The organism is Frankia umida (assembly GCF_023242945.1).
Lineage (GTDB): Bacteria > Actinomycetota > Actinomycetes > Frankiales > Frankiaceae > Frankia > Frankia umida.
The window spans coordinates 1-12,244 of sequence record NZ_JALKFT010000012.1 but is presented as its reverse complement, the minus strand read 5'-3'; the positions used below and the strand labels follow the sequence as shown (position 1 = coordinate 12,244).

At 67.8% G+C, this 12,244-nt stretch carries 10 protein-coding genes and 1 tRNA gene; 7 read left to right on the top strand and 4 right to left on the bottom strand.

Going from position 1 to position 12,244, the window contains the following annotated elements; all coding sequences use genetic code 11:
- Window positions 1-121: 121 nt before the first annotated feature.
- Window positions 122-664, top strand: a complete 543-nt coding sequence (locus tag MXD59_RS13575) for a flavoprotein (protein WP_248825080.1) — start codon at window positions 122-124, stop codon at window positions 662-664.
- A gap of 65 nt (window positions 665-729) precedes the next feature.
- On the opposite strand, the gene MXD59_RS13570 is transcribed toward MXD59_RS13575, so the two are convergent.
- Entirely contained in the window at window positions 730-1,185 is a 456-nt protein-coding gene (locus MXD59_RS13570; RefSeq protein WP_248825078.1) for a chaplin family protein, read from the bottom strand.
- A 243-nt stretch (window positions 1,186-1,428) separates the two neighbouring features.
- Between MXD59_RS13570 and MXD59_RS13565 the strand changes: the two genes are divergently transcribed.
- Complete coding sequence (locus tag MXD59_RS13565) at window positions 1,429-2,331, top strand: helix-turn-helix transcriptional regulator (protein WP_248825076.1); 903 nt, start codon at window positions 1,429-1,431, stop codon at window positions 2,329-2,331.
- 96 nt (window positions 2,332-2,427) lie between these two features.
- On the opposite strand, the gene MXD59_RS13560 is transcribed toward MXD59_RS13565, so the two are convergent.
- Window positions 2,428-2,619 carry a hypothetical protein gene (locus MXD59_RS13560; RefSeq protein WP_163550569.1) on the bottom strand — a complete coding sequence of 64 codons (192 nt, stop codon included), beginning with the start codon at window positions 2,617-2,619 and terminating at the stop codon, window positions 2,428-2,430.
- Window positions 2,620-3,281: 662 nt separating this feature from the next.
- On the opposite strand from MXD59_RS13560, the gene MXD59_RS13555 reads away from it, so the two are divergent.
- The 4 genes from MXD59_RS13555 (at window position 3,282) to MXD59_RS13540 (ending at window position 6,723) form a co-directional block, all read left to right on the top strand.
- Window positions 3,282-3,929: a lysozyme gene (locus tag MXD59_RS13555; protein ID WP_248825074.1), complete on the top strand. Its 648-nt coding sequence runs from the start codon at window positions 3,282-3,284 to the stop codon at window positions 3,927-3,929.
- A 242-nt stretch (window positions 3,930-4,171) separates the two neighbouring features.
- A tRNA-Ile gene (locus tag MXD59_RS13550) sits at window positions 4,172-4,245 on the top strand.
- Between the two features lie 1,125 nt (window positions 4,246-5,370).
- Window positions 5,371-6,285: a hypothetical protein gene (locus MXD59_RS13545; RefSeq protein ID WP_248825072.1), complete on the top strand. Its 915-nt coding sequence runs from the start codon at window positions 5,371-5,373 to the stop codon at window positions 6,283-6,285.
- Between the two features lie 264 nt (window positions 6,286-6,549).
- On the top strand, window positions 6,550-6,723 hold the full coding sequence (locus MXD59_RS13540; protein WP_248825070.1) for a hypothetical protein: 174 nt from the start codon (window positions 6,550-6,552) through the stop codon (window positions 6,721-6,723).
- Window positions 6,724-6,836: 113 nt separating this feature from the next.
- On the opposite strand, the gene MXD59_RS13535 is transcribed toward MXD59_RS13540, so the two are convergent.
- Complete coding sequence (locus MXD59_RS13535; RefSeq protein ID WP_248825068.1) at window positions 6,837-7,022, bottom strand: hypothetical protein; 186 nt, start codon at window positions 7,020-7,022, stop codon at window positions 6,837-6,839.
- Between the two features lie 733 nt (window positions 7,023-7,755).
- Here MXD59_RS13535 and MXD59_RS13530 point away from each other — a divergent pair.
- Window positions 7,756-9,375: an HNH endonuclease gene (locus tag MXD59_RS13530; RefSeq protein WP_248825065.1), complete on the top strand. Its 1,620-nt coding sequence runs from the start codon at window positions 7,756-7,758 to the stop codon at window positions 9,373-9,375.
- 134 nt (window positions 9,376-9,509) lie between these two features.
- Here MXD59_RS13530 and MXD59_RS13525 read toward each other — a convergent pair whose 3' ends face one another.
- On the bottom strand, window positions 9,510-12,074 hold the full coding sequence (locus MXD59_RS13525) for a hypothetical protein (protein ID WP_248825063.1): 2,565 nt from the start codon (window positions 12,072-12,074) through the stop codon (window positions 9,510-9,512).
- Window positions 12,075-12,244: the final 170 nt, after the last annotated feature.

Below are 12,244 nucleotides of genomic sequence, written 5' to 3'. Positions count from 1 at the left end.
AAGTCGCGGGACACCGAGCCTGCGCGCTTCGCGGCCAGGGAGCCGCGGGATCCAGGGAGTTTCGTGGGTCGGCTGGGCGCGGTCCGCTGACCGCGACGCCGAAGAACGCGAGGATGGGCGGATGGCTGCCGATCCGCGGGTGCTGTACGTCGTGGCGTGCGGGGGATATCCCGCGGCCGAGCTGCCGGTGTTCGTCGAGGCAGCGCGGGCGTCCGGGTGGGAGGTGTGTGTGGTGGCGACACCGGCGGCGCTGGGTTTCCTCGACGTCGAGCGGCTGGCCGCGCTGACCGGCCATCCGGTCCGGTCGCGGTACAAACGCCCGGGCGAGCCGGACGCGCTGCCACCGGCCGACGCGTTCGTCGTCGCGCCGGCCACCTTCAACACCATCAACAAGATCGCGGCTGGTATCTCGGACACCCTGGCACTCGGCCTGCTCAACGAGGCCCTCGGCGGCGGCCGGCCGATCGTCATGGCGCCCTACCCGAACAGCGCGCTGGCCGGTCATCCCGCCTATGCCGCGAGCCTTGAGGCGCTGCGCGGCTGGGGTGTGCGGCTGGTGTTCGGTCGGCCCGGCGACCCGCGTGGGGGAGCGGACCAGCCGGGCCGCGAGAACACCGTGTTCCCCTGGGCGGAGCTGACCGACGCCCTGAACGACCTTCGCTGACACGGACGGGGCCACCCCGGGCCGCTGCCCGGGGTGGCCGGCGAACCCCGTCCGCGCCGACCGGCTCAGCAGGTCACGGCCAGGTGGAACGGCACGACCACACTGGCCTGGCTGCCGGACTTCATCGACACGAAGACGCCGTTGGGCTTACCCGAGCGCTGGGCCACCCGGATGAACGACGCCGCGGGGCTCTCCGTCCCCACTCCGCCGACGGTCGCCGTGTACGCGCAGGCACGGACGTCCCGGTCGAACAGCACCTCGACGTTGTTGCCGCTGGTGAGCCCGGCGCTGGTGCCCGCGCTGCCGCGCACGACCTGACCGGCCGCGTTGACCACGGCGAACCGCGGCGCGTCGACCGGCAGCGCGCTGACCGCCGCGGCAGCCGACGTGCGCGGCGAGGTCTCCCCGACGTTCTCCGGCGCGCTGTCGGCGGCGAAGGCGGTGCCGCCCACCGCGGTGGTGACCGCCAGCGCGGCCGCGGCGACGAGCAGACGGGGACGGGTGATGAGGGAACGGGACATTGTGGTGACCTCCGCTGGCGTAAGGCGACGCCGTTTCGAACAGGCGTGGCCGGTGAATGCGATGCCTCACGGAACCAGGTCGACCGGCGGTCGGGTAATACGCACTTGTGCGTAGCGCCGGACGCGGACGCGGGTGGCGGGCGCATTACAGGTGTCGGATTCCGGTCAGTTCCACGATGGCGCCGACCCACCCTGGAATGCTGGCGCGCACCGGCGCACCATAACCAGGGAGGGTAGCGAAACATGTCGGGCGCAACCACGAAAAAGGACCTGCGGGACGTTCTCGAGCTGGTGCGTGTTCTGCACGCCGACGGCCCCGGCGGCGAGCTACCCACACCGGCACTCGCGCACCTGGCGCGGATGGTCGGCTGCGACTCCGCGTCCTACTGTCGGGTGGATCATGCCAGCCGGCGGGTGCTGTCCGCCGTCATCACACCGGCGTGCGACGAGCTGAGTGGATCGGCCGCATTCGCGGCGGTGCTCGGCCAGCATCCGGCGTTCATCGCCCATCGCAACCGACAGCTGCGGTCGGGCACGTCGGTGGCCCTGACCGACCTGGTGGATGGCGCGGCCCTGCGCGACCTGCCGATCTACGCCGACTTCTACCGGCCGCGCCAGATGTGCGACCAGCTGCTCAGCCTCGTCACGATCGGCCGCCGCCAGGGCAGCGTGCTCGTGTTCAACCGCTCCAGGCATGGCTTCTCCAGCCGGACCCGGGAGCTGCTCGACCTCGCCTCACCGCTGATCTGCCAGGCGATCGCGCAGCGGGCGCGGCTCGCCACCCTGACCACCGCCCTACGCGACGCCCAGCGTCACGGCGCGGCCACCGATCACGCCGCCGACCGGCTCGCGGTGCTCACCCCACGCGAACGTGAGGTGGCGGCCTGCCTGGCCGACGGGCTCGGTGACCGCGACATCGCCCGCGCGCTCGGTATCAGCCCGCGCACCGTCCAGAAACACCTGGAGCAGATGTACCGCAAGCTCGGCCTGACCAGCCGCGCCGCCCTGGTCGCGGCGATGCGCACCCCCACCCCGTCCACCCCGTCCACCCCGTCTACTCCGACCGGCGCACCGTTGGCTCCTGGCGGCGCACCGCCCACCCTGGCCGGCCGGGACACGGACCCCCTCGCCAGTGACGCGGCGTGATCCAGCCTGCGGGGCGATGGGTATCCGCAGGGTGAACACGCCGTCCGAACATCAGATCCGCCTGGACGAGACGCCGACCGTCCGGGTCGGCGCGGTTCAGATCTCGGCCGTTCCCACGGCCCGCAGACCGGCAAGGTCGACGTTGTTCTGCAGGTCGGTGACGGACGCGAAAAAGCCGATCTCGGTGCCATCGGCGGCCGTGACCCGGAGCAGGTAGTCGGCGTACTCCTCCGCCGCTCGGGGGTTGAGTAGCTCGATCCGGCTTCCCGTTTCGGTGATCCATCGCATGAAACCAGTGTGTGGGGTTCTTGAGGGTGAGTCGAGTGCCGTAACGACCTTGCCACGGGGGTCGGAGTACCCGTCCGGGTCCTGCTGAGGACGACAGACGAGAGACAACTATCGGTCTGTTTCGGGGCTCGCCGGTTTGCCGGTTGTGATCGGCTCATCCGGAAACATCCCGTCCAGGCCCACACCGGCCCACGGCCCGAAACCGCCACGCCCGCAGCCCAGATCCGCCGGTCGTGGCCCGGCTTCGCCGCCCCGCGACCGCAGGTTCGCCGTCCACCGTCCGCGCCCCGTGGCCCGTCGCCGGCAAGGATCGACCCCACCGGACCGAAGGGAGTCGCCGCGCTGGATGTGTCCGTCCGGACTATGGGACGGACCGGGCCCGAACGCATGTCCGTCCACCCTCGGGTCAGTGCGGAAGGCGCATCGAGTCTGTTAAGACGGCCCAATCTTTGTGCTCCCGGCTTTGCTCGGCCCAGCTCGTATGGTGCGATTCCCCGTGGGCCGGACGGTTCTCATCCACGGATTTCCGAATATCAGGAGGATCGGTGCGCACTGCGACCGCGCACGCGCTACGGCGCACAGCCGCCGCCGTCATGCGACCGGCGCGCCGCCGCAGGCAGGCCCGACGGACGGCCCGGGCCGTGTCCCGCCGACCGCGGGGAGTGCTGGCCCTGGGGCTCGCGCTGACCATCGCCGGTGCCGGGGTGGTCGAGTCCGCGTCGGCCGCGGTCGCGGCGGTGCCGTCGGCACTGCCCGGCGCAAGCCCCGCGGCGGGCCTGTTCGCCGCGTTCCCGAAGGACCTCGACCTCTCGGCCGCCGGACTGGAATACATTCTCACCTGGGAAGGCTTTCGCGCCACCCCGTACGACGACGCCACCGGAAACTGCACCATCGGCAGCGGCCACCTGATCCACCGTAGTGTGTGCACCGATGCCGACCGGCTTCAGTGGGGAACCATCACCCGCGACCAGGCCAGGTTCATCGCCTATGTCGACATCGAATCACGCATTGTCCCGGCGATCCGCACCGGAATTCCCAGCACGCCGCTGTTCCAGCACCAGTTCGATACCCTAGTCGACTGGCTCTACAACGTCGGCCCCGCCTACATCACCGGCCAGAGCAGCGTCCGCATCGCCCTGCTGGCGCTCCCCCCGCGCTACGGCGACGTGCCGTTCGCCCTGCTGGCGTACGTCTATTCGGGCAAGTCGAAGATGTGCGGCCTCTACCGCCGCCGCATCGGCGACGCCACCCTGTGGAACACCGCCAGCTACGCGAGCAACCACGCCGCCTGCCCGCAGGACTACCTCTGACCGGCCGCTACCGCGTGAGATCACCCGCCTCCCACGCCGGCGGCCACCGCATCGACCACCTGGCCCCGCCCGACGTGACCCGCACCGCGCCGGGCGGGCCTGGACCCGCCCGGCCGAACGTTGTCGGCATGTACCCGCACCGTGGCTCGCGGTGCCCACGGCCGGTATCCGGACCGAGCTGACCGCCCACCCGCTACCCTGTAGAGGCCGGAGCCACATCCACCGCGTGGAGTGCCGGCACGGGGGCGGTAGCTCAGCCGGTTAGAGCAGCGGACTCATAATCCGTCGGTCGTGGGTTCGAGCCCCACCCGCCCCACTAAACCGCCAGGTAGACGGCCACATTGGAGCGATCTTTCCCGTCCGCTTCGGAGATCATCCCGTACTTACCCCGTACTTTGACGGGCTCCTCGGATGTCGGTCGAGTCTCCAGGCAAAAGATGATCATTTTGCTCCCTGTCCTGCTTTCGGGGTGCTCGCCCGTGCAGGCAACGCCAGTCTGGCCGGCGTCACGCTCCTCGACGGCGTGGCCTTTGGGACCTCACCCGGCTTGGCCGTCCGAGATGAAGCTCGCCTGGAACCAGCGGGAGCAATGGGTCTGGTCCGACCGGCTCGCCCACCCGGGGACCATCAGCGAAGCGACGTTCCTATCCGTGCCGTGGCGGATCAAGAGGCGTGGTCCGGCGCCCGAACGCGTCAGGAATCCCGACATCAGCTATCCCTGTGCGCGGTGCAGCTTGCTGTTCCACGAACAGTGCGGTCGCCGGACGCGGGGTAACTGGAACCCTGGCCATGCTCGTTACCGCTGCTGGTACCCGCAGGAGTAGGCCCTACCGCATCGACCACCTCTGACCGGCTATGTCTGCGAGGACACCGTGGACCCCGCGCTCGACGACTGGCTCGCTTCCGCCTTCGCCTCTGACTGGATCGAGTCCAGGCTTGCCGCGAGCAGGTTCAGTCCGGAGACCTTCCCGTCGCGGACCCGTTGCCCCCTGTGTCAGGCGGTCGTCGTCTGCGACCGGAAGCTCGCCCGCCGCCGCGCAGTGAAGGAAGGCGGGGGCGACCTGGGTTATCGTCACGGGCTGGATTGCCGAGGTCCAGGCCGAGCGGGCGGTCGTCGTCGCGGCCCTCGAACGCCAAGGTCACCGCACCCCAGCTCAGCCGCGGGGCCTTGCCCGCCCCCAGATCAAGGAGCTGGTCGATGAACCTGGCGGGCTGCTGAAGGTTCTGCGTGAGGCCGTTCCGGTGGGCAAGGTCGAGATCTACTGTGAGCTCGGCCTGAAGCTGAACTACGATCATGAAATCGAGACGATCATGGCCGAGGCTGCGCCGAGATCATCGGTATGCATAGTGTCTGTGTCCGAGGGGGGACTCGAACCATTACCCCACCACCGGTCACCCTCTCCGATGACCTCGTCCTCGCAGGTCAGCAGAGGTGCGACCGATGAGCACGTTGACCGGCGAGCACACAACGGATTCTATCGAAAGCCGAACAATGCCGGGTGCGTCTCGGCGGGTGGCAGAGCCGGGGGCGGCGGCTCGCGGGGTGTCCGTGATCATGGGCGGGGTTGTCGGCCTGAGTTTCCTGTTCGCGTTCGGGAACATGTGGCTGCTGGCGCTGCGGCTCGGGGTACCCGCATACGTCGCCCCGCTGGTCGCGCCGTCGGTCGACCTGTCCGTGGTCGGCCTGCTCCTCGGGATCCGATACCTGTCCGCGCACGGCGCCCGACCTGAGCAGCTGCGTCCGGCTCAACGGCTGCTGGTGTTCGCCAGCCTGGTCACGTTGGCGTTGAACGTCTCCGAACCGATCATCAGCGGCGAGTACGGCAAAGCGGCGTTCGACAGCGTCGGCTGCTGGCTCCTCATCGGCTGGGCCCACGTCGGCCCCGGCCTACTCCAAGCCATGCACGAACTCGGACGGGCTGGCGTGCTTGCAACGGCCGAACGGCCCGGAACGGAGACAGACGGATCTTTCCTCCGAGAACACGATGACCTGGTCGGTCAGAAGGCCGTCCCAGAGCAGGCAACGGTGACGCAGCCGGCTGAGGAAGTGAACCTGACGATGCGCGGCGGCGAAGATTCCACGGGCGCTCTGCCAGCTTTGCCTGCCCAGCGGCAGGTTCGCGATCTCGAGGCCGTCGTGGATGGATCGCTACTGCAGCGGGCTCGACGAGAGGACGCCCTCTACTGGGAAGAACATCACCGTCCGATCTCCGCCGAGATCCTTCGGCAACGACTGAAAGTCGGCTCGAAACGAGCACGGAGCCTCGTAGCACAGCTACGCGCCGACGCACATCGGACACTGGAAGAACACTCGGCCGCAGCCGGCCATGCAGCAGGCGAGCTTTGGCCCGCCTGATTCGGACAGCGTGGACCCGGACCAGCCCGAAGCGGTCGACCAGATGCGAGAGATGAAGCCGCACGGATCAGCTCCGTTGGCCGTAGCCGGCTGACCGCCGCCGTCACCGCCGGTCGCCCGCCGGGCCCTGACACGGTCCGCGCTGCTGTAGGGCGAACCCGCGCAGTACGCGCGACGGTCGCCCAGGTCGCCGGCGGCCTGCTCGCGGCCGTTCACCGCCACGACCACACCCTCGACGTCCAGGCAACCCACACCGGTCCCACGGTGCGCATCACCGCCACCACCAACGACATGCCCGCCGCCACGTCGGTCACGGGCGACACCGTGCGGCCAATGGCCGTGCTCACCGCGCTGGCGTCACGGATCCACGTTCGCCGCACCGGCACCCGTCGCGTCTACTCCTGCGACGTCCCGGCCGCACAAACAACATGGCGGTGATCCCGTCGCGGGAAAAGGAACCGGTTCCCGTCACCGTGCCACCCGGCAGCTTCCTCGCCATGCTGTCCTCGGCGAACGGAAGGCTCGAAGGTGCGCGCGCCCGCCGGGCGCGATCATCTTGCGTTGAGGTAGTCCTCAAGTCGACCCGCAAAATTGATCACTTCCTCGGCGATCAAGGCGGAGCGGTTCCGCGGTTCGACGTCCAGATACCGCTCGGTGACCGCGATCCCGGCGTACACCCGCCCAGCCACGTCGACCGCGAGCTGCCGGTTACGCACCATGTCCTCATACGACGCCATGAGTAGCAGCATCGCCGAGGTCGACCGCCGCTGAACTTGGATCGCGCCACCTGCTCCGGCTCCGGCCGCCCTTGCGACCGGCCGGATTCGGCCAAGGCGTCGCCCGTGACCGGTACGTCGTGAGGACTGCGCCGGGTCTCGGCGGCATCTACCCGTCGCGCGGCGCTGGGCGGCGGCGCCGCAGCGAGATCCATGACGACAATGCCGGCCTGCTCGGTGGACAGGGCAGACCCCGACGTGGCGGTTTGCCAACCGACCCCGGCCGCGCCGGCAACTGGGCCGGCGGCCTCGAGCCAGTCGCCGACCAGGTGGCCCCCTTGTCTCGCGGTCCAACGCCAGGGTCGGGCCCGCGCTCCCACCCGACGATGGGCTGGACGAGTCGATCGACCTCCAGCTCGGCGAGGTCGAGGACTGAGCCACTACCCAGTTCTGCTCGCCGACCCGCTCGCCGCGACGATCCGCGGCCTCGAAGCCAGCTGACCGGGCCGCCTCCGGCGGCCGGGCGCTTGGTGCGATTCGGTTCAACCTGCAGGTCGCGTTCGCGCGGAGGCACAGCTCGGGGACTCCAGCCTGACCGACGCTGGCCCAAGCGCGTGCGGTCTCCTCCGCCAGTCTGTCGGTGGCGGCTGATATTCCGGTAGGTCACCAGAGACGCTTCCGGCGGTGGGAATCGCCCGCCGTCCAGCGCCAACCGACAGCAGGCGAGGAGGAACGGCAGATGGGGCGGAGAGGCATGTTCACTGACGCGCAGGCATTGAAGATCATCGATGACGTCGAAGCCGGTAAGTGCACGCAGGCGGAGGCCGCAGCCCGGTACGGGGCCTCGCCGATGACGATCAGTAACCTGGTGAACGGCCGGACCTATGCGCACCTGCGGGGCGGAGAGGCGAAAGCCAAGCCCGAAGTGCGGCGCCGGTACGGACGTCCGGAGCTTCCGGAACGCCGCCGCGCGAGCGTCGCAGCGTTCTGGAACCGGGTTACCATCGCGGGTCCGAATGACTGCTGGTCATTCCACAGCGCCCGGCCTGGACAGTATGGATCTGTGTCGCTCGCTCTCGCGGGTACCAGCTCGGCGCATGTGGTCGCCTACGTGCTCGCGAACGGCCTTGCACGCCGTCCAGCACGGGGGCGTGTCATCCGGCACCTGTGCAACAACCGCACGTGCTGCAACCCCGCCCACCTCCTGGAGGGGAGTGACGCGGAGAACAAGGCCGACCGGTACCGCGCCCAGCGCGCCGGACAGACCGGCCCCATCGAGGTCACAGATCCCGTCAGCCCCCCCGAGCAGGGTTGGATCATCGAACTGGGAGGCGTCGCGGCACTGGACCGGCTGGCCCGCGTCGCGGAGTTCTGGTCACAGGTTGATCGAACCGCCGGACCGGACTCCTGCTGGCCCTGGACTGGCCGAACGACCCACGTGTTCGGCTATGGCCAAATGCGCTGGGACGGGCAGACCACGGTCACCGCCCACCGGATCGCCTACCTCCTGCGCCATGATCGCCACCTTTCGGAGTTGCCAAGTGATCGTCAGGTGCTCCACCGATGCCCCGGAGGGGAGAACCCTCGGTGTTGCAACCCACGCCACCTCGATGTTGGAGACGCCCGCGACAATCGGGCGGACGCGGTGGCATACGGCCGCGTCCCCCGCGGCGAGGACCACCACTATGGGGCACGAACAACTGACTCAGCCATCCGTGCGCTGCGAACCGACTACTGGCGGAAGCCCGTCGACGAGCGCCCGACACTCACGAGCCTTGCGGTGACCCACGGCGTGAGCATCGGCACCATTTCCGGTTGGCTCGAAGGTAGGCACCGGCTCGACGCAGGCGGCCCCACCCGTCCACTACCGACAGCGAGGCGGCGCCTGAATGCGGACCTTGCTCGCGAGATTCGTCACCGACACCACGACGACAACGAGATCGTGACAAGTCTCGCCGCCGCCTACGACGTTGATCGCGAGACCGTCGCAGATGTACTCAACGGCAGATCGTTCGCCAACGCAGGCGGCCCGCGAGGTGTGGTTTCACAGACCTGCGGCATGTCCGAGCGCACCGTCCTCGACATCAGAATCTCCGTTGCCGACGGCGAACCGGTTCGTGCCGTCGCGGCCAGGCTCGGCGTGAGCGAGGACGCGGTCCGTCAGACCGCGCGTGGAGGAATCCATCAGTCCGTCGGCGGCCCCCGCACCCGTCGACAACTCACCGCGGCTGACGCGCGCGACATCCGGGAACGCCATGAGCGAGGCGAATCACGCCATGGCCTCGCGAAGAGATACGGCAAGTCGAAGGCCAGCATCGACGATGTCCTCGCTGGTCGAACTCATGCTACCGCCGACGAACCACGAACCGCGTGACGCAACCACCAGACAATCCGGCGGCATAGCGCCCTGCGGCGTCGAAAGATTCAGCGACCTCGCGGACGAGTTGGACCCGTCTTCGGAGGAGCATTCGCACCGGTTCGCCTATATCCGTGTAGCCGGGGCACGCTCTATCTATCCTCGGTGCTGAAATGGAGCCCGGCGAGGCGATCGGGGAGATCTGCCAATGTGGAAAAATCGCATTCGCTCGTCACGAAAGCAGCTGGTACCGGTTTACGTGTTACGAATAGAGATTTCACGACGTAGGAGTTTCCGTCGACAGCGGGAGGTAGCTGGAGCGCCTGCGCTATCTGGTCCGTGTGAGGGGATAGTTCGGCGCGCTTCCTGGCCAGCTGGGTGGCATAGGGAGGTTTCTTCTGCCCTCTGAAGAAATGGTCGAGGTGTCTGCGGATCTCGGGTACTGCGAAGGTGTCGGTGGGATCCTTGACTTCGAGTAGCCATAGGGTTCGCTGGCCGATTCGTCCGGCGACAGCGTCGATCTCGGTCGTGAGTTTCGGGAGGTTGAGCCGCTGGGCCTTGTTCTCTTTGACGTTCTCGACGACCGTCCATCCGTGACAACGTAGCACGTGTGCGACCTGCTTCTCCAGAGCTTTGTTCCGCCGATCTCGGAGGCGTTCGAGAGCGGTGTCGACGGCGACGGGCGGCGGAGGCTGGCTCCAGGGTAGTTGCCCCTGGGAAAGATAGTTCTTGTAGACCTTCAGACTAGTCAGACAGAAGTGAGACGCCACGACGAGGGTCCCGTCGGAGAGTTCCGGCAGTGGCTGAACGAGTAGTCTGCGTTTACGTGTTCGAGCGTGCCAAGGCTTCCAGTCCGCGTTGCGCAGGTCGGTTCTGGTACTGGTAAGCATCGCGACGGCTGCGGCGGCTCGTCTGGTCCCATCGGGCTCCTCGCCAATTTTCGTGGTCTCCAGGACGTAGTCGACGACCTGCTGGGTGCTCGCGGCCGGAAGTCGCTCGTCGTCGGGGTTTTGGGGCCAGGTGGCGAGGGTTAGCAACGTGGTCAGTACGTCTGTCCCGGACGTGCCGTACGAGCGGCGCATGGCGGCGTCGACCTCGGCGTCTAACAGTAGATGGTCAGGGTCCGGTTCCGTGGCTGTCCGTCGGGCCGTGAGGTCGAATGCTGCCCTCGCGTTAGCGAACGCTGTGACGTCGAGGTCGTAAACCCGGCCGGCAGCCGCGCCGGGTGATTCTTCGTCCACTTTCGTGGTGACTTCGAAGGAATCGCCCACGTGGACTGCCGTCGGCCTCACTTGGTGATGCACGTTCTCACTTCGCATCGTGGCGGCCAAGTACGACGAGGCTGCGGCGAGAATCTCTCCCCAGGCGAGTTTGTCGCAAGCCCCGATTCCTGTCGGGCCGGTGCGAAGTGCCGCTTCGACGACAGTCTCGACGCTCCGCCGCAGCCGCAGGTATTTGTCGACTGTCTCCCGGTAGCGGGCGACGGGGTCCCACTCGAGGTTCATCAGGTCGGCCGACTGGCCAATGTCGCTGAGGATTCTGCCACGGTGAGCGACGATCCGTTCCAGCTGCTCCATTCCGATAAGAACTAGCTCGTCCCCGTCGTGCGCCGCCATCCGGTGGTTCATTATTTCGAGTGCCGCAGGTGCTAGGACCGTTCCTTCGAGATCCTTCGCGTCGTCGCCGCGGTAGACGCCGGGGCGGATTCCTGACCTTCGAACAGTCCGTGCGACTGATCGTTCGGTCTCCGACACCAGCGCCTCGTTGAGTTCCACCGGCGCAGGAAGATCGTTCCGGGAGGTTGGGACGTTTGCGACCTGAACGGCGAGCGTGGGTCGCGCCTCCATCCAAGCCGCTGCCACGCGTGCGGCAGCTTCAGCGGAGGATCCGGCTTTCTGTAGCGTGATGTGGACCGCGTTCGCCATGTGGGCTCGGGACTGCTCGGGGTCGGCGGCGGTCTGCTCCGCCATTGCTCTGCACGCCACACCGATCGCTGCTCGTACCGTCCGCTGTCCGTCGACGCTCAGAACTGTTTCGACGTGGTCCACAGCGATCGGGCTGTCCTGTGGCTCCTCGTCGGGTCGCGACGAGAGCTCGACCACGTAGCCTGCGACGTCGCTGCCTGCGTGGCAGTATGCCCAGACATCGCTGATCTGGTGGAACCCGAAAGCGAAAGCCCCCGCCAATATGTCCAGGAAGTGCCGGTCCTTTTCTGGCCACGCAGGGTCCAGTTCGACGATCCCGACAGGAATCGGGCCGACTGCCAGCTTCCATCCCACCAAGTCAGGAACGGCGTGGCTGCGTTCGGGCGACGAGTCGTCCTCCGCGCCGGGGGACATCGAACTATGCGTCGCGGCCGGCTGCGTAACGGTGGTAAGCCGCCACTGGTAGACCGATGGTGTGTCGAGGGACGACCGTTCGACAGCATCGACGTCCCGCAGCGCCGGGAACCCGAGCGTGAACATCGCTTCTTCGAGGGAAGAGTCCGCTGTGGCTCGTTCCCACTCGGCAGTTCCGTGGTGCGGTGCGATCGTTATGAGGTCCGGCGCTCGTCCGCCGGCGAACAACGTCTGGCCGTTTCCGCGCCACCACTCCCAGACATCGATCGTTTCCGAAGCGAAGACGTTAGGGCGGTCCTGTCGAGCCATGTCTCGGCAGAACATGTACAGGTCGCTTTCGGAGCTTGCTGTCGATGCCGCCCACCGCAGGTCGTCCAACGACATGCCCGTGAAGCCAGGACCGTGGGGCGCGGCGACGTAACTCGCGGAACCCACGACGAGAAGCGGGACGACCTCGGTCCGCGGATCTAGCCTCGATCTTTCGCCTGCTGGGCGTGTGAGGTCCCGTGAGGACCGCCCGCTGTTTTCGATGTTGAGTTTTGCTGTCG